This is a genomic window from Nonomuraea sp. GTA35 (assembly GCF_041950525.1).
Lineage (GTDB): Bacteria > Actinomycetota > Actinomycetes > Streptosporangiales > Streptosporangiaceae > Nonomuraea.
The window spans coordinates 152,089-169,290 of sequence record NZ_JBGNUV010000008.1; the positions used below are offsets into that span (position 1 = coordinate 152,089).

A 17,202-nucleotide genomic window follows, 5' to 3' on the forward strand; every position below is an offset into this window, starting at 1 on the left:
GCACTGCGAGCGTTGCACAAGGCAACGGACTGCTAGGGTCGTCTCAGGGTGAGCCGGGAAGTCTGGTCGGCGCTGTAGAAGCGCGCCTTCGGACCAGGGACGTACATCATGGATTCCGCGGAGCCGGACATTCACCCGGACGATCCCGACTTCGACATCCGCCTTGACCGGCACGGGGACGTCGCCCTGCTGTCCCTGGCGGGGCGGCTCGACGGCGTGGCCTGCCTGATTCTCCAGCAGTACGTGGTCAACGCCCTGGTCAGCCGGATCCCCCCGTTGCTGGTCATGGACCTCACCTGTCTGACGGCGATCGACGGGCGCGGCTGCGACATCGTCTCGTCGGCCTCCCAGCACGCCAGGGCCGCCGACGGACGGCTGATCGTGATCGATGGCGGAGTGCTGCCGGGTCACGCGGTCGACGACCTCGAGCTGTTCCCGTCCGTCGCAGACGCCCTCATCGAGCTCACCGGCTTCCGGCAATAGCGCCCGGGCCCGGGCGATGCCGAAGGCATCAGCGTCGCCGCGATCAGGCGGCCCTCCAGCGCGGCGTTCCGCGTCCAGCACCGCGATGGCGCCGGCCAGGGCGAGGGAGCGGTGCGGCCGGTGTGGGCCGGCACGGGGCGCAGTTCCCGGTGTTGCCATCGGTCTGTTCCCCGTGCCGCCCGCCCGAACCGGACGTGCCTCACACCGCCGTTCCGCCTAGCCTTGCGGCTCCTCCGCCGGGCAGCGGGCGCCCTTGGCGGGTACGGTCAGCGAGATCAGATAGTCGTCCATGGCGGCCGTCGTGCACTCGGTCATGCCGTAGACCCCGTGGCCCCAGCCCTCGTAGGTGAACAGGGTGGCCTTGGGGCCGAGCTGCCGGGCCACGTTGGCCGACCACGCGTACGGCGTGGACGGGTCGTGCATGGTGGTGGTCACCAGCAGCGGAGTGCTGCCCCTGTACTGCAGCGGGTGCTGCGGGTTGTTGACCGGGTGGCCCTGGCAGATCGGCATGTCGCCCATCGGCATCGGGTTGTACCGCATGTCCGGGGCCACCGCGTTGGAGGCACGCATCACCTCGGCGTACTCGCCGTAGCTCCGCAGCGACAGGTTCCAGTCCTCGCACAGGATCGCGGTGGGCAGCTCGGCGTGCTCGCCGTTCACGGGCCAGTTGCCGGGAGGGCCGGGCATGTCGTCCGGCACCGGGCCGCCGTCCAGCGCGCGCAGCACCTTGGCCTCCTGCCGCCAGGCGGGCCCCTCGTTGAGCATCACGCCGAGCCACAGCAGGTTGTGGGCGCTCACCGGACGGCCGTCGCCCGGCCACAACAGCTCGCCCCGGTCCGCCTTCTCGAGCAGGCCCTTCCACAGCGCCCGGATGTCGCGGCCGTGCAGGACGCACTCGCTGTCGCGCTCGCACCAGGCGACGAACTCGTCGAAGCTGTCCTCGACGGCGGCCGCCTCGCTCACCTGGAACGCCTTGGCGTCCAGGCTATGGTCCATGTTGCTGTCCAGCACCATGGCGCGGATCCGGTGGGGGAACAGCTCGGCGTACATCTGCTGGGCCAGCGTTCCGTAGGAGACGCCGTAGGAGGTCAGCTTGTCGTCGCCGAGCGCGGCGCGGATGGCGTCCATGTCACGGGCCACGTTGACCGAGTCGAGGTGGTCGTACACGGGGCCGGTGAGCTTGCGGCAGTCGGAGCGCAGCCTCGCGTCGAACGCGACCCACTTGAGGTAGTCGGCCTGGCTGGTCATGACCGGGTTCGGCATCTGGTTGTACACCGAGGCCGAGCAGGTCACCGAGCCGCTGCGGGCGACGCCGCGAGGGTCGAAGCTGACGATGTCGAACCGCCGCTGGACGTCCTCGCTGAAGCCGGACGGCCGCAGGATGCCGTTCACCCCGGAGTTGCCGGGACCGCCCGGGTTGCTCAGCAGGGAGCCGATCCGCGCGGACGGGTCGGTGGCCTTGCGGCGGGCCAGGGCCAGGTCGATGGTGGGCCCGTAGGGCCTGGACCAGTCGACGGGCACCTTCAGCGTGCCGCACTCGACGGTGGGTTCCTCCTCGCACGGCCCCCAGGTGATGCCGCGCTTGCCGACGGCATCCGTGACGTCCTGCCCGGTCACCGCCGCGCCGGCCGTCCCCGCCATCGGGACGGTTAACAGCGTCGTCAACACCATGAGGGCGGTGGCGAGCAGGGGAGTTCTTCTCAGCACATTGCTCCTATCGTCGATCGGCGCGTCGATCTGCACGCCGGGCTGCTCGCACGGCACACGATCGGGTCCTGGCCTCGCCGTACCGGACGGCCGCGCGGGGACAGGATCAGACCCCCGTCGAAGGTCCCCGAACCGTGGAGCACCCCGTTACGCCTCAGCGACCCGTGACGGGGCGGTGGACGCGCCTCTCCTTGATCATGACTCCCGAATCTAACAGGAGACGGCCGCGCTGTTGACATAACGCCAGAATTTGGGCACATGTGGGTCCTGTGAGAGCCGCACGTCCCTGACAACCTCGACCGAGAGGGTGCTGCGGCTCCCGCGCGGATCGGACGCTTGAGCGTTCGCGCCGGGCGGGGTTCAGGACTTGACGCGGCCCACGCCGGCCAGGACGCCGCCTCTGGACAGGTCGTACGAGCCGCCAGGGGAGGCGTCGGGCGTCCAGTCGGTCACCGGCACCACACCCGGGCCGAGCAGCTCCAGGCCGTCGAAGAAGGGGACGATCTCGTCGTAGCCGCGCCGCGCCAGGCCGCCCGACGTCGTGCTGGAGTAGACCTGCTGGCCGGCCGTGGCGGCGCCCTTCACGGCGTCACCCGAGTACAGCAGGTGTGACAGCACCAGATGGCCGCCGGGACCGAGCCGGTCGCGGATGCGCGCGGCGATCCGGTTGGCCTCGGCGTCGTCGGGGATGAAGTGCAGCACCGCGACCAGCAGGACGGCGAACGGCTCGGAGAGGTCGAGGTGCTCCGTGACGCGCGGGTCGTCCAGGATGGCGTCGGGGTCCTTGAGGTCGCCCTCGACGGCCAGCACGTCGGGGTCCCTGGCCAGCAGCGCGCGGGCGTGGACCAGGACGATGGGATCGTTGTCGACGTACACGACGCGGGAGCCGGGGGCATGTCGCTGGGCCACCTGGTGGACGTTGTCCTGAGTGGGCAGGCCCGCGCCGATGTCGATGAACTGGCGCACCCCGGCCTCGGCGAGCATGCGTACGGCGTGGCCGATGAACGCGCGGTTGGCCAGCGCGAGCTCGCGGGCGTCGTTGCCCGTCCGGCGGCCGATCTCGATCATCTTCTCGGCCGCCTCGCGGTCAGCGGCGAAGTTGTCGCGGCCGCCGAGGTAGTAGTCGTACATGCGGGCGACGCTCGGCACGTTCGGGTTGATGCCGGCAGGTAGGTGATCCGCCTCGGCCATGTGACGCCCCCTGTTGTCGTTGATCTTCCGGCGCCGATCTTAGGGCGGATCTGTCCCGCCTGTGGCCCATTCGCGTGCGGCGCCGCGGTGACCAAGGTGTCGCGCGCCGACGACGAGACCATGGGTCCGGGCCGGGGTGAAGGCCATCCCGGCCGATGTATGACGCCACCTGCCGGCCGGCGGCCAGCAGGTCAGGACGTGCCGAGGAGGGAGTAGAGGTCGTCCCACCGGGCCATGAGCAGGCCGAGTACGGCGCCGAAGAGGGCGACCACCGCGGTGAAGAGCGGGTCGAACGAGCCGCCGACGAACGACGCGGCCAGGCCGAGCAGGGCCGTCCCGGCGAGGATGAGGTTGCGCACCACGTGCGGCATGCCCATGGTCGTCTCGGTGGCGCCGAAGCAGCGGCAGGGGACCGCGGCGCCCCTGCGGACGACCATGACGACGGCGACGGTGAGGCAACCGAGCAGCAAGCTCGCGAGGACGAACGCCGCCGACCCGGCCCACCGCACCGGTACGGCGGCCAGCACGATGACGCCTGCCTCGCCCGCCGCCGTCACCACCGCGGCCGCGGGCGTCATCGCGCGGGGGATCACATCCATCGCCCGGATCGAATCGGCGAACGCGATCCAGGCCCCGCGGCTGGTGATCTTGCTCACCAGAGCGAGCGCGAACACGGTGAGCAGCAGCGCTCTGGCGGCCACATCGACGTACTGCACCAGCGCAACCTAATCGCCACCGGACGAGTCGGGCAAGAGCGACAAGCGATCTACAGACCCGGCCGGAATCCGGCAGATGCCCCCGAACGCTTGGGGGGCGAATCCAGCAGCCGCCCCGATGCGCCCTTCACCTCGCTACGCTCGGAAGATCCAATTGAAGGGACGTCGTGCTGATTCGCTTACTCGGGCCGGTGGAGGTCGAGCGCTCGGGGCAGCCCCGGGCCGTGCGGCCTCCGCAGGTAGCGCTCGCGCTGGCCGCACTGGCGTGGGAGACCGGGCGGGTGGTGCCGGTCGAGTCGCTGCTCGCCCGCGTCTGGGGTGAGAGCGTGCCGCAGGGCGCGCGGCGCACCCTGTACACGATCATCACCCGCATCAGGCGCGACGTGCTGGCCGACGAGGGCGCCGTCGTCCACCGGCTCGGCGGCTACCTGCTGGACGTCGATGCGGCGGCCGTGGACGTGGCGCGGTTCCGCGCTCTGGCCGATCGGGCGATGACGGCGGCCGACCCGGTGCCGATGCTGGACGAGGCCCTGGCGTTGTGGCGCGGCGAGCCGATGACGGGCCTGCCCGGCGAGTGGGTGGACCGGGCCCGCCGCCGCCTGTGCGACGAGCGCAAGGAGGCCGTGCTGCGCTGGGCGCGGGCGATGACACCCCGCGACGCCGCGGCCGCGGTGACCGCCCTGTCGCCGTTGGCCGAGGAGCACCCACTGGACGAGGTGGTGGCGGCCGCGCTGATCGAGGCCCTGCACGCCTGGGGCCGGACGGCCGAGGCGCTGGCGCACTTCGCCCGCGTACGGACCACGCTCGCAGAGGAGCTGGGCGTCGAGCCGGGCGCGTCCCTGCAACGCGTGCATCGCACGCTGCTGCGCCCGGGCGAGGTCACCGAGCGCCTGGTCCCCGCGCAACTCCCGGTCGCCCTGCGGTACTTCGTCGGCCGCGCGGCGGAGCTCGAACGCCTGGAGGCCATGATCGGCGGGCGCCGGCCCTCCGCCGCCGCGTGCGTGATCTCCGGGCCGCCCGGGGTGGGCAAGTCGTCGCTGGCGCTGCGCTGGGCCGACCTGCACCGCGACCGTTTCCCCGGCGGCCAGCTCTACGCCGACCTGGGCACGGCCGACGCGGCCACGGTGCTGCCCAGGTTCCTCAACGCGCTGGGCGTGCCGGAGGCGCAACTGCCGTCGGGGACGGAGGCGCGGATCGGTCTCTACCGTAGCCTGCTGGCCTCCCGCCGGGTGCTCGTCGTGCTCGACGACGCCCGCAGCGCCGCGCAGGTCCGCCCGCTGCTGGCCACCGCGCCGGGCAGTCTGACGCTGGTCACCAGCCGGGCGGAGCTGCCTGGGCTGGCGGTGACCGAGGGCGCGTACCTGCTGCGGCTGGACGTCCTGCCCGGGACGGACGCGTACCGGCTGCTGGTGGCGTGGCTGGGCGAGCACCGGCCGGCGGGGGAACCGGAGGCGACGGCCCGCATCGTACGGCGCTGCGGCCGGCTGCCGCTGGCCCTCGCGATCGTCGCGGCCCGGCTGGCCCAGCGCGTCGATCTGCCACTGGCCGAGGTCGCCGCCGAGCTCGAACGGCCCGGCGCGGACCTGGCACCGTTCGCCCACGACGATCCCGCGATCGACCTGCGCGGCGTGTTCGGGCGCTCCTACCAGAGCCTGCCCGCGCCCGTGGCCCGGCTGTTCCGCCGCCTCGGGCAGCACCCCGGCCCGCGCGTATCACCGGCCGCGGCGGCGAGCCTGGCCGCGCTGCCGGTGGACCGGACGAAGGAGCTGGCCGCGCACCTCGAGCGCGTCAACCTGGTGGACGTCCGCGAGCTCGGCCACCTGCGGCTGCACGACCTCCTGCGCGTGTACGCCGCCGAACGGGCCCACGCCACCGACAGCCGCACGGTACGGCGCGCCGCCACCCGGCGTCTGCTCGACCACTACGTGCACACGGCGTGCGCCGCCAACGACCTGTGCTATCCGCACCGCGACAGCCTGTCCCTGGATCCTCCGGCCCGGGGGACGACGCCCGAACGCTTCGCCGGCCCGGCCGACGCCCTGCGCTGGTACGCCGACGAGTCCCCGGCCCTGCCGCCGTTGCTCGAGGAGGCGATCGCGGCCGGACTGGATCGGCACGCCTGGCAGCTCACGTGGGCGTTCGCCGAGTTCATGCAGCGCCGCGGCCTGTGGGAGGAGACCCTGCGGATGCATGCGGTTGCGCTGGCCGCCGCCGAACGGCTCGGCGACGGGCTGGCCCGGGCCCGCTGCCACAACAGCATCGCCCGCGCGCACGCCAGGCTGGGCCGCGACCGCGAGGCCGTCGACCATTTCGAGCGGGCCGCGGAACTGCATCGCGAGCTGGGCGAACACGGCCTGGAGGCGCACGTCCACCTGGGCATGTGCGTCGTGCTGAGCAAGGAGGGCGCCGGCCCCGCGCTGCGGCACACGCTGCGCGCGATGGAGCTGTTCCGGCAGGCCGGCGACGTCGTCGGCGAGGCACGGGCGCTGAACAACGCGGGCTGGCTGCGTGCCGAGACCGGCGCGTACGACGAGGCGCTCGCCGACTGCCGCCGCGCCCAGCGCATGCTGGCCGAGGTCGGCTACGCCCAGGGGGAGGGGCACGCGTGGGACAGCATCGCCCACGTACTCGACCTCAAGGGCGACACCCGTGGCGCGGTGGCCGGCTTCGAGCGGGCGGTGGAGCTGCTGGAGGGCTGCGACGACCCGCACGCCGCAGCGGCCACGCTGGTTCGCCTGGGCGAGACGCACCTGCGGGCAGGTGACGTCGCATCGGCGCTCAAGGCGTGGAAGCAGGCCGCGCATTGGTACGACGCCGTCGGCGACCCGCGCGCCGACCAGGTACGCGACCGCATCTCCACGCACGGCCACGTCCGCTGAGATCGGCTGAGGTCCACGCACGGCCACGTCCGCTGGGACGTACGGGGACCTGCCGTGGCCGTGGCCGTTAAGACTTCGTTGAGAAATCGCTGAAACCTCTGCCCCAGGCTGCGACGAGCGGCGGGCGTGGGCCCGCCGCGCCAATCGAAAGGAAGGTTCGATGCGCGTCGTGACCAGGATGGCGGACCGGCTCCTCGAGCTCGTCGCGCCGCACACCGAGGCGCGGGCGGCCGACTGCGGCTGGGAGTGCTGCGGTCCGATCAACGCCGGCCGGTGGTGCTGCTACCGCCCCACCGGCAAGACGTGCGGCTCCTGCCAGACCTACATCTACTGCTCATGACCTGAGTGCCCGGCCGGCGCGGCCGGCCGGGCACTCCCACACGGAGGTGTCGTATGTCCTATCTGATCGCCGTCGTGGCCTTCGTCGGTGTCTTGTGCGCGGTGGACCTGGTGCTGACGCTCGGCGTGGTCCGGCGGCTCAAGGAGCACACCAAGCTGATCGACGCCCTGTACGAGGCCGTCGACCTGATGGGCGGCCCACCTGGCGCGGGCGGGCGGCTGGCCGTGGGCGACGTCGTCGGCGAGTTCGAGGCGACGACCACGGACGGCACCCGGCTGACCCGGGACCTGCTGCCGGACGGGACGGTCATCGCCTTCCTGTCGCCCGACTGCCAGGGCTGTCACGACAAGCTGCCCGCGTTCGCCGCATGGGCCGCGGGGCAGGATCGGGCCCGGGTGGTGGCGGTGCTCGACGACCGGGCGGGCGAGCCCGGGGAGATGCTCGGCATGCTGCTGCCCGTGGCGCAGGTGGTCGTGGACGGTGCGGTGAGCAGGGCGTTCGGGGTGCCGGCGTATCCGACGTTCCTGCAAGTGGCGGCGGGCGGCAGGCTCCTGGCGGTGGGGCCGGAGATCTCGCGCCTGCCGGCCGGGGCACCGGCGTGACGGAACCGGCCGGCGACGGCGCGGCCGGACCGGGGCGCGACTGGACGCTCGCCGCCGCGCTGGTGTGGCGGTCGGCGCCCGGGTACGTCGCCGGCTACCTCGCGGTCACGCTGGTGGCCTCCGCCACGCCGATCGCCGTGGCCTGGCTGACCAAGGCGGTGCTGGACGGGGTGGCGGGCCGGCAGACCGGTACGCTGCTCGCCCTGGCGGTCACCGTCGCCGTCGTGACCACGGCCGCCGCGGCGACAACGCACGCAGGGGACTACCTGCGCGCTGAGGTGGACCGCAGGACGGCGCTGCGCGCGAAGGACGAGTTGTTCGCCGCGGTGTGCCGGCTCCCGGGGCTGGCCAGGTTCGAGAGCCCGGAGTTCCTCGACCGGCTGCGGCTGGCCCAGCAGAGCGCGAGCCATCCGGGACGGCTCGTGGACTCCGCGCTGGCGGCCGCTCGCGGTGCCGTGACCGCCGCCGGCTTCGTCGGATCCCTGGCGCTGATCAACACGGCCTTCACCGTCCTGGTGGTGCTGTCGGCGGTGCCGGCGTTGCTCATCGAGGTACGGATGTCGCGGCAGCGCAACGCCATGTTGTGGCGGATCGGCCCGGCCGAGCGCCGCGAGCTGTTCTACGCCGAGCTGATGTCCACGGCGCCGGCCGCCAAGGAGATCCGCCTGTTCGACCTCGGTGCCTTCCTGCGGTCGCGGATGCTGGGCGAACTGCGTACCGCGAACGCCGCCCGCCGCCGGCTGGACCGGCGCGAGTTCGTCATCCACGCGAGCCTGTCGGGCGCGTCGGCGATCGTGTCCGGGGCCGGGCTGGTGTGGGGGATCCTCGCGGCCGGGCAGGGGCGGCTCAGCGTGGGCGACGTGGCGATGTTCGTGGCCGCCGTGGCCGGCGTGCAGGCGGCGCTGAGCGGCATGGTGGGCGCTGGGGTGATGGCGTACGAGCATCTGCTGACCTTCCGCCACCACGTCGCGATCGTGACCGACGCCCCCGACCTGCCGGCGCCCGCCCGCCCTCGCGCGCTGCCGCCCCTGAGCCGGGGCATCGAGCTGCGCGACGTGTGGTTCCGCTACAGCGAGCACCATCCGTGGATCCTGCGCGGCGTGGACCTGTTCGTCCCGCACGGGGAGACGGTCGCCCTGATCGGGCACAACGGCGCAGGCAAGAGCACGCTGGTCAAGCTGTTGTGCCGGTTCTACGACCCGACCAGGGGCGCGATCACGTGGGACGGCGTCGACCTGCGCGACGTGCCGCCGGAGAAGCTGCGCGCCCGGATCGGCGCGGTCTTCCAGGACTTCGTGTCCTACGAGCTGACCGCCGCCGACAACATCACCATCGGTGACCTGTCCGCCGCCGGGGACCAGGCCAGGATCGAGCGGGCGGCGCGGGACGCGGACGTCCACGACGCCGTTGCCGGTTTTCCGCACGGCTATGGCACGCTGCTGAGCCGGGCGTTCTCCCCGGAGGAGGGTGACGGTGTGCTGCTGTCCGGCGGGCAGTGGCAGCGGCTGGCCCTCGCCAGGGCGTTCCTGCGTCACGACCGCGACCTGATGATCTTCGATGAGCCCAGTGCGGGGCTGGACCCGGAGGCCGAGTACGAGGTGCACCGGCGGCTCGCGTCGCTGCGGTCCGGGCGTACGAGTGTGGTGATCTCCCACCGGCTCGGCGCGGTACGCACCGCCGACCGGATCGTGGTCCTCGACGGCGGCGTCGTCGCCGAGGAGGGCACCCACGACCGGTTGCTGGCCGACGGGGGCACGTACGCACGGTTGTTCACCCGGCAGGCCGCCGGTTACCGGGACGACCTGACGGAGGCGGCGCGGTGATGGCGCTGGTGGGGCTCGCCCTTGCCGGGGCGCTCGCGATGTGGTGGGTGCGCCGGCGGTATCTCGTGGTGACCGTGCGAGGGGAGAGCATGCTGCCCGCGTACCGGCCGGGTGAGCGGGTGCTGGTGCGGCGGACGCCCATCGACGAGGTGAGTGCCGGGCAGGTCGTCGTGCTCAGGGACATCGCCCATGACCGGCCGGGCACGTACTGGATCATCAAGCGGGCCGCCGCCGTACCGGGCGATCCGGCACCACGTGCCACCGTCCCCGCACTTCAGGACGATCGGGTGCCGGCCGGATGCCTCGTGGTCCTGGGCGACAATCCGGCTCGCTCCCACGATTCCCGCCACACCGGCTACCTGACCGCGGACCGCCTCTTCGGCGTGGTGCTCCGCAAGATCACCTGACCGTCACGACAGGGCCCTTGACGGGGCTTTCCGGAATGCGCTCCCGCCCACTCGGCGGGCGAACAGGCCGCCGAGTGGGCGGGAGCGCATTCCGGTGGCCGGGTCGACCAGGATCAGGCCCGTTCGCGTTCGGGTCCACGAGCAACCGATGCTCGCCCGGCGCGAAGAGCACGGGGCCCCCACCGTCCGGTGCAGCGTCGCGACGTACTCCTCGGTCTCGGCGACGCGACGACGGTGTTCGCCGGGAGAGGAGTGCACGGAGCCACTCACCTCTGCTCCGCCGATCCTGCGGGGTGTGAGGCCGGGTGCGGCGGACGGCGGCGGGCCGGTGTGCTGCCGGTTGCAACGGCGGGTGAAGCCGCGGGTGCCGGGGCATGACCGGGGGTCGTCCGGCGGTGTCCTACCGAAGCGTGGTCCCTCTCGGCACGTCATGTGACACCTACGGCTTGGCCGACGAGATCATCGGCAGCCCGGCCGACGCCCCGGAGTCCGGCACCCCCGCGTAGTCGGGCAGCTCGACGCCGTTGATCGCACGCTCGACCAGTTCGGTGAACCATTCGCCGGCGAAATCGGGGCCCGGCTCGGCGTCCGGCCCCGGGACCTCGAGGCTGTGTACGTGCAACCGGCCGATCTCCTGGTTGGCCTCCACGAACGAGCGCATCCGAGCCTCGTAGCCGGCGAACCCGGCCTCCGGGTCCCACCCGGCGGCGGCCAGCTCTCCGGCCAGCAGGTAGGCGCCGACCAGGGCCAGCCCGGTGCCCGCCCCGGACATCGGCGACGCGCTGAACGCCGCGTCCCCGAGCAGCCCCACCCGTCCGCTCGACCAGCGGTCCATCACCACCTGAGCGACCTGGTCCAGATAGAAGTCCGGGGCGTCGTCCACGTGCGCGAGGATGCGCTGGGTCAACCAGCCGAAACCGTCCATCCGCTCGCGCAGCAGGCGCTTGTGCGCCGCGACGTCGCGGTGATCGACGTCGAAGTCGACCGCGGGGAAGGAGAACATGGCCATCGCCCGGGTGGCGTCGGGGATGGGCCGCAGGCCGGCGGACCGCCCGGCCTCCTGATGGTCGATCATCCAGCGGTCCACGCCGAACTCGTTGGGCACGCTGTAGAAGGCCAGCACGAGCCCGAGATGGCGGATGAAGCGCTCGCGCGACCCGAAGACCATCGCTCGCAACTGCGAGTGCAGCCCGTCGGCCCCGATCACCAGGTCGAAGCGCCGCCGGTCGCCGCCGGCGAAGACCACGTCAACCCCGTCCGCGTCCTGGCCGAGCTCGGCGATCCGGTCACCGAAGACGTACTCGACACCGTCCCGGGTGTCGTCGTAGAGCACCTGGGACAGGTCCCCGCGCAGGATCTCGATGTCCGCGATGAACCCGTCGCCACCGTGGTCGTCGGCACGGAAGGTCTCCAGCACGTTCCCGTCCGCGTCCACGGTGTGCGCGCCGGCGGTGTCGGTGCACGCCGCGCGCACCGCCGCGTCCAGCCCCATGCGCCGGATGACCTCCTTGGCGACCCCGCGCGCGTCCACCGCCTGCCCGCCGGGACGCAGCGCGGGAGCCCGCTCCACCACGGTCACCTCGGCCCCCCGCCGGCGCAGCCAGTGGGCCAGCGCGGGTCCCGCGATGCTCGCCCCCGCCACCAACACCCTGGGACCGCTCACCCGCGTCCCCTGCTCGCCAGTCCGGATGGTGTGCTCCTGGCTGGAGTCGTCGACGCTCATCACTGCCTCCATGTGCTTCCTCCCGCGCCGGGACGTGTTCCCAGCACAGGCCCACCGCTGCCGGTGTGTCCAGCCCGTGTCGACCACGGATCCGCACAAAACTCATCGGCACGAACGAAATCGCGTCCACGCTCCGCCCTGCCGACGCCCCTGCCCCCGACGCGCCCGCCCCCCCTGCCGCAAACCGTGATAGATAGGCTCGACATGGAATTCTTCTGTTACCACCGTGACCGGCCCGGCTCCGCGGCGCTGCGCGAGAAGCTCGCCGAGGAGCACTGGTCCTACATGGACCGCTACGATGATCGGCTGATCGCCCGCGGCCCCACCCTCGACGGCGACACGGCCACCGGCAGTGTGCACATCGTCGACCTGCCGGACCCGGCCGCCGCGCGGGCGTTCGCCTTCGACGAGCCCAACTTCCAGGCCGGCGTGTACCGGGACGTGATGCTGCGCCGCTGGCGCAACGTGCTGGGCCGCACCATGTGGGACTTCTCCGGTGGCCGCGAGGGCGGCGACCGCTATCTGGTTCTGGGCCTTGGCACGGGTCCGGCCGCCGGCCTCGTCCCACCGCCCGACCGGCGGGACGACTTGATCGCTTACGGGCCGCTGCTGTCCGACGACGGCGCGACCTGGCTGGGCACCGCAGCCTTGATCCGGGCGACGGATCGGGATACGGCCCGCACCATCCTGGCCCCGGACCGCCATGCCGATATCGAGGTGCACGACTGGGAGTTCGGCGGACGACGGTGATCAACGGCGCGGTGTGAACCCGCACAGAGCCGGGCGCGAGCCGGGTTCGACATGGTGAGCAACACTAGGCCGTTGTGTTGCGGCGGCCGTAGGTCAGGCGCCGTAGGAGGACCTCCATCGGGCCTCGACGACCTGTGCGATGCAGCCAGTTTGCGAGGACGATCGAGACGGCGCCGATCGCGAGGGCGATTCCGAAGGCGGCGGCGAAGCCCACGTCGTCGGACAGGCCCAGCGTGAACGGGTAGAACAGGGCGAGGAACACCGCTGACTGGAACAGGTAGAAGGTCAGCGAGCGCCGGCCGAGGGCGGCGAGTGCGGCGGTGAGAGGGCCGGGGCGAGACCGTGTCGCGATGAGCCCCATGAGGGCGGCCAGGCCGATGCCGCCGGCATGGCCGGTGAGGGTGTGTGCGAGGACGGCCGCCCAAGGCGCGGGGGGCGTCCACGCGCCGGACAGCAGCAGGGCTCCCGGGAGCCGGCCGGCGAGCGCGACGCCGAGGCAGATCACGGTGACGCGGCGCAGCAGGATCAGGTGCCGCTCGGGCTCGTCCAGGACGCGGCGGCGAGCCGCCCAGATGCCCAGCATCATGCCCGGCACGATGTCGATCGTGCCCAGGACCGTCTTCACCGGCCACATCTGGAGGCCGGACAGCAGGTGGGAGCTGAGGTCGGCCGGCATGATCCCGGCCCCCGCGACGTCGACGGCGCCGGCCAAGGCCAGCAGGACCGGCCCGGAGGTCACGAGCACCGCCGGGAGAAGGGTCAGGGCGGCCGTCCAGCACAACACCGAGTCCCGGGCCCGCACCAGGGGAACGAGCATCAGCAACGTCAGCCCGTACACCGCGATGATGTCCAGCGGCACGAGCACTCCGTGCACGAATCCGATGACGATCAGCCATCGGCTCCGGCGCCGCAAGAGCTTCCTGAGCGAGCCCCAGTCCCCGCCCCGCACCTGATGCCGGTACGCGAACTGGCCCAGCGCGTAGCCGAACATCAACACGAACATCGGCCGGGCCTGGTTGTGGGCGAGCAGATGGTCAAGGAACGCGGCCACGCCGTCGAGCACCCCGAAGGCCGTGCCGGTGGCGAACACCGGCGCGTGCGCCACCGCGATCGCCAGCAGCATCACGCCCCGGGCCAGGTCCGGCGCCAGGGATCGGCCGGTCACCGTCGTGACGGTCACGGCCTTCACCCGACCCGCTGCAGGGCACGCTCACGGCGTGCCGCCACCGTCGAGCCGGACTCCCCGCGTGCCATCCGCCGCAGCACGACCGGCGCCACGAGCAGGCCGAGCACCGCCCAGGCGCCCAGCACTCCGGCGGTCTCCAGGTGCCGCCAGGACTCGCCGATCTCGACGGCGACCGCCGAGTCCGGCAGCAGGGCTGAGCGCATGCCGAGCCCCATCCAGTAGATCGGGAAGATCTGGGCGGTCCACTGCAGCCACTCGGGCAGCGCGGTGATCGGGTAGAAGATGCCGGAGATCCCGATCAAGGCGAGGAACGGCAGCTGAACCAGCCCCTGGGCGCGGGCGGTGGTGAACACCGAGCCCAGGACCGCGCCGATCGGCAGGGTCGCGACCAGGCCGAGCGCCAGCACCCAGGCCAGGGCCGGCCAGGAGTCCGGGCCGATCCGCAGGCCTTCGACGAGGAGCACGGCGGGCACGAGGAAGATCACCAGGTCGGCCAGCAGGCCGCCGGACACCGAGATCACCTTGCCGATCAGGTAAGCGGGCATGCCGTGCGGGGTCGCCTTCGCGCGCAGCAGCGTGCCGTCCTCGCGGTCGGCGGTGAGCTGCTGGCTCATGCTGATCAGGCCGGTCGCGGCGTTCATGCCGAGGATGCCGGGTAAGGCCAGCGCGCCGAGAAGGAGGGCGCCCACCGGCAGGTCCCGGATGAAGAACAGCGTGGCCACCATCAGTGCGGGCCACAGGAAGTGGGAGAACAGTTCGGCACCGTTGGTGAACGACTGCCGCAGCTCGATCAGGCCCCGGGACCAGCCCGCGCGCAGTACGGTCGCGTTCATCGGGCCACTCCCTCGGCCTCGCGCACCAGCGCCAGGTACGTCTGCTCCAGCGAGGCCCGGTGGACCTCCAGCTCCTGGACGTCGTCGCCGTAGCGGGCGAACAGCTCGCGGGCGAACGCGGTCGAGTCGGGCGTCCTGTCGGCGTACCGCCGCCCGTCGCGCACCCAGCGCACCTCGTCCTCGCCTGCGATCCGCCGTGCCAGCTCGGCGGCGGTGCCGTCGGCGACGATCCGGCCGCCGTTCAGCACGAGGATGCGGTCGGCCAGCTTCTCGGCCTCGTCCAGGTCGTGGGTGGTGAGCAGGACGGTGGTCTGGCGGGCGTCGGCCAGGTCGCGTACGAGATCGTGGAAGTCGGACCTGGCCTGCGGGTCGAAACCGGTGGTCGGCTCGTCGAGGAACAACACCTCCGGGCGCCCCACGAGCCCGATCGCCACGTCGAGCCTGCGCCGCTGGCCGCCCGACAGCGTCTTGAGCTTCTTGCCGGCGTGCTCGGTCAGGCCGACCCGCCCGATCAGCTCGTCGGGGTCCCAGGGCCGCGGGATCCCGGGGGCGGCGTAGGGGGCGTAGTGGGTGCCGAGGTGGGCGAGGAATTCGCGTACCCGCCATTTGCCGTGGTCGCGCCAGGACTGCAGCACGATCCCGAGCCTGGCCCGCCACAGCTCGTCGCCGTGCGCGGGATCGGCGCCGAGCACCGAGACCCGGCCCTGCGACCGGATGCGGAAGCCCTCCAGGATCTCGATCGTGGTGGTCTTGCCCGCGCCGTTCGGTCCCAGCAAAGCCAGAACCTCGCCGTGGCGGGCCTGGAACGTGACGTCGTGCAGGACGTCGAGCGAGCCGTAGCGCATGCGCAGCCCGCCGACGTCGAGCACGATGTCGTTGCTCTTCGTCATGAGATGACCTCTCTTCGTGATCGGATGACCTCGTGCCGGAGCGCATGCCGGCGAAGCCCGGCGCGAGGGCATGGCGCATCGCGGCCCGAACGGGGCCGGAGCGTGGGGGCTGGGTGCTGGTTACCAGCTTTCGCGCGTGAGCGTCTCCTGGACGCGATCCATCAGGCCGGCCCGGTCGACGCCGGCCAGGGCGAGCGCGCGGGGAACGGTGCCGATGTCGGCGCTCAGGACGCCGAGCAGCAGATGGGCGGGACGCAGGTCCTTCTTGCCCTTGGCGACGGCGAAGCCGCGTTCGAGCGCGAGCCGGGCGGAGGCGCCGGGCTTCGGATGATCCTTGGGGTCGCGGAAGGGCTTCGGGAGGTCGTAGGAGGCCAGGGACACCCCCACCGCGTCGAGACTGTGCTCGAACTCCCGGTCCAGCGCATCCCTGATCGCCTGCCGCCCGAGCCCCGCCGCGGTCAGCACGCGGTGCGCGGCGGTGCCCTCGACGGCGGCGATGGCCAGCAGGAGGTGGTGGGCCTCGGTGGCGGCGGAGCCTTCCTCTCGCGCCTCGGCCGCCCCCCGCCCGATGATGTCGTTGATGTAGTGGTCGATCGTGCTCACTGTCGTCTCCTCAGCGTCACGCCGGCGGCGATGAGCCGCTTGCCGTGCTTCTTGTGGACCGCCTGGCGGGTGACGCCGAGCGCCTCGGCGACCTCCGGCCAGCTCCACCCGGCGCGCATGGCCTGCTCCACCGCGGCGTCCTCGAGCTGGTCGGCCAGGCGCCGCAGCGCCGCGACCGCCGCGAGCGCGTCGGCGGGGTCCTGGGGTACGGGTACGTCTTCTGCCGGCATGTAAGCAACCGTAGTTGACTAAACCGGCGATAGTCAACTGCGGTTGCTTAGGTGCCCGGCGCCCCGGTGGGCGCGCCGTCGTGGGCGATCACGGCAGCGGCCGGCGGCCTGGAGAGGAAGGTGGCGTGCTGATGGGTCTCGATCAGCCGCAGCACCGGCGAACTGATCGCCCATCGGGCCGGCTCGGGGTTCAGCCCTTGATGAAGCGTCGGGTCAGGTACTGGCGCACCGGCTGCCGTCGCCATGGCACTGCACCGCGGTCGCTGACCTGACGCAATCAGCATGCCGCCATGAGGGACGACTCCTATGATCAGGTTCGTCCTCATCGTTGAGATTCGGAGAAGATGTCAATCTCATGCGCCGTGCCATGGTCCTTCTGGGTGGCGTCGCCCTCGCCGTCGGCGCGTTCACCCTCCTCTACCGGGGCCCGGGACAGCCGTTCGTCCGCGGTTACGTGAGCGACGTCGGCGCCACCATGCTGGTCTACGCGTTCTTGGGCCTGTTGTGGCGCACCACCGCCGCACGCCGCGCCCTGGCCACGGCCGCGATCGCCGCCGCCGTCGAGTTCTACCAAATAGTCGGCATGACCCCGCCGGGCATCGGCGGTGTCCTGGTCGGCGCGTTCCCCGACCCGTGGGACCTGGTCGCCTATGCCATCGGTGTGGTCGCGGCCCTGGCCTGGGAACGCCGATCGGTCCGATCCGGTGATCAGACCGGCTGACTCTCGGACTCCACCCCACCGGCACGCCGACGGCACGGATGCCCCCGCAGCGGCGAGGGGGCATCGGGTTCGTCCTGCGCGGGCCGATGCCGGCGCCTTCAGCCGCCGGCTCCGTCCT

Annotated in this window: 17 protein-coding genes; 8 read left to right on the forward strand and 9 right to left on the reverse strand. The window is 72.3% G+C overall.

Going from position 1 to position 17,202, the window contains the following annotated elements; all coding sequences use genetic code 11:
* Positions 1-108: 108 nt before the first annotated feature.
* The gene (locus ACBJ32_RS32440; protein ID WP_375129972.1) at positions 109-483 is read left to right on the forward strand and encodes an STAS domain-containing protein; all 375 of its coding nucleotides are present in this window, start codon (positions 109-111) and stop codon (positions 481-483) included.
* A gap of 216 nt (positions 484-699) precedes the next feature.
* Here the strand turns inward: ACBJ32_RS32440 and ACBJ32_RS32445 are convergent, their stop codons facing one another.
* The 3 genes from ACBJ32_RS32445 to ACBJ32_RS32455 all read right to left on the reverse strand — a co-directional run bounded on the left by ACBJ32_RS32445 (position 700) and on the right by ACBJ32_RS32455 (position 4,097).
* On the reverse strand, positions 700-2,190 hold the full coding sequence (locus ACBJ32_RS32445; RefSeq protein WP_375129973.1) for an alpha/beta fold hydrolase: 1,491 nt from the start codon (positions 2,188-2,190) through the stop codon (positions 700-702).
* A 360-nt stretch (positions 2,191-2,550) separates the two neighbouring features.
* Positions 2,551-3,381: an SAM-dependent methyltransferase gene (locus ACBJ32_RS32450; protein WP_375129974.1), complete on the reverse strand. Its 831-nt coding sequence runs from the start codon at positions 3,379-3,381 to the stop codon at positions 2,551-2,553.
* A 191-nt stretch (positions 3,382-3,572) separates the two neighbouring features.
* A complete protein-coding gene (locus ACBJ32_RS32455) occupies positions 3,573-4,097 on the reverse strand; it encodes a MauE/DoxX family redox-associated membrane protein (RefSeq protein ID WP_375129975.1) in 525 nt (174 codons plus the stop codon).
* A 167-nt stretch (positions 4,098-4,264) separates the two neighbouring features.
* Here ACBJ32_RS32455 and ACBJ32_RS32460 point away from each other — a divergent pair, with 167 nt between their 5' ends.
* The 5 genes from ACBJ32_RS32460 to ACBJ32_RS32480 all read left to right on the forward strand — a co-directional run bounded on the left by ACBJ32_RS32460 (position 4,265) and on the right by ACBJ32_RS32480 (position 10,148).
* Entirely contained in the window at positions 4,265-6,976 is a 2,712-nt protein-coding gene (locus ACBJ32_RS32460) for a BTAD domain-containing putative transcriptional regulator (RefSeq protein WP_375129976.1), read from the forward strand.
* 160 nt (positions 6,977-7,136) lie between these two features.
* The gene (locus ACBJ32_RS32465) at positions 7,137-7,316 is read left to right on the forward strand and encodes a hypothetical protein (protein WP_357893810.1); all 180 of its coding nucleotides are present in this window, start codon (positions 7,137-7,139) and stop codon (positions 7,314-7,316) included.
* Positions 7,317-7,369: 53 nt separating this feature from the next.
* Complete coding sequence (locus ACBJ32_RS32470; RefSeq protein ID WP_375129977.1) at positions 7,370-7,918, forward strand: TlpA family protein disulfide reductase; 549 nt, start codon at positions 7,370-7,372, stop codon at positions 7,916-7,918.
* Positions 7,915-9,741 carry an ABC transporter ATP-binding protein gene (locus ACBJ32_RS32475; protein ID WP_375129978.1) on the forward strand — a complete coding sequence of 609 codons (1,827 nt, stop codon included), beginning with the start codon at positions 7,915-7,917 and terminating at the stop codon, positions 9,739-9,741. The genes ACBJ32_RS32470 and ACBJ32_RS32475 overlap by 4 nt, the downstream gene beginning before the upstream one ends.
* Positions 9,741-10,148, forward strand: a complete 408-nt coding sequence (locus tag ACBJ32_RS32480) for a S26 family signal peptidase (protein WP_375130288.1) — start codon at positions 9,741-9,743, stop codon at positions 10,146-10,148. The genes ACBJ32_RS32475 and ACBJ32_RS32480 overlap by 1 nt, the downstream gene beginning before the upstream one ends.
* Positions 10,149-10,587: 439 nt before the next feature.
* Here ACBJ32_RS32480 and ACBJ32_RS32485 read toward each other — a convergent pair whose 3' ends face one another.
* Positions 10,588-11,871: an FAD-dependent monooxygenase gene (locus ACBJ32_RS32485; RefSeq protein ID WP_375129979.1), complete on the reverse strand. Its 1,284-nt coding sequence runs from the start codon at positions 11,869-11,871 to the stop codon at positions 10,588-10,590.
* Positions 11,872-12,075: 204 nt separating this feature from the next.
* Here ACBJ32_RS32485 and ACBJ32_RS32490 point away from each other — a divergent pair, with 204 nt between their 5' ends.
* Positions 12,076-12,621, forward strand: coding sequence for a YciI family protein (locus ACBJ32_RS32490; RefSeq protein ID WP_375129980.1), 546 nt, complete (start codon positions 12,076-12,078; stop codon positions 12,619-12,621).
* Positions 12,622-12,685: 64 nt separating this feature from the next.
* On the opposite strand, the gene ACBJ32_RS32495 is transcribed toward ACBJ32_RS32490, so the two are convergent.
* The 5 genes from ACBJ32_RS32495 to ACBJ32_RS32515 form a co-directional block, all read right to left on the reverse strand.
* Positions 12,686-13,801, reverse strand: a complete 1,116-nt coding sequence (locus tag ACBJ32_RS32495) for a DUF418 domain-containing protein (RefSeq protein WP_375129981.1) — start codon at positions 13,799-13,801, stop codon at positions 12,686-12,688.
* A gap of 5 nt (positions 13,802-13,806) precedes the next feature.
* Entirely contained in the window at positions 13,807-14,640 is an 834-nt protein-coding gene (locus ACBJ32_RS32500; RefSeq protein ID WP_375129982.1) for an ABC transporter permease, read from the reverse strand.
* Positions 14,637-15,530 carry an ABC transporter ATP-binding protein gene (locus ACBJ32_RS32505; RefSeq protein WP_375129983.1) on the reverse strand — a complete coding sequence of 298 codons (894 nt, stop codon included), beginning with the start codon at positions 15,528-15,530 and terminating at the stop codon, positions 14,637-14,639. Before ACBJ32_RS32505 ends, ACBJ32_RS32500 begins: the two co-directional genes overlap by 4 nt.
* Positions 15,531-15,650: 120 nt before the next feature.
* Positions 15,651-16,133 carry a Clp protease N-terminal domain-containing protein gene (locus ACBJ32_RS32510; protein WP_375129984.1) on the reverse strand — a complete coding sequence of 161 codons (483 nt, stop codon included), beginning with the start codon at positions 16,131-16,133 and terminating at the stop codon, positions 15,651-15,653.
* Positions 16,130-16,363, reverse strand: coding sequence for a hypothetical protein (locus tag ACBJ32_RS32515; RefSeq protein WP_357893828.1), 234 nt, complete (start codon positions 16,361-16,363; stop codon positions 16,130-16,132). Before ACBJ32_RS32515 ends, ACBJ32_RS32510 begins: the two co-directional genes overlap by 4 nt.
* A 367-nt stretch (positions 16,364-16,730) precedes the next feature.
* Here ACBJ32_RS32515 and ACBJ32_RS32520 point away from each other — a divergent pair, with 367 nt between their 5' ends.
* Positions 16,731-17,084: a DUF2809 domain-containing protein gene (locus ACBJ32_RS32520; protein ID WP_375129985.1), complete on the forward strand. Its 354-nt coding sequence runs from the start codon at positions 16,731-16,733 to the stop codon at positions 17,082-17,084.
* The last annotated feature ends 118 nt before the right edge of the window (positions 17,085-17,202 follow it).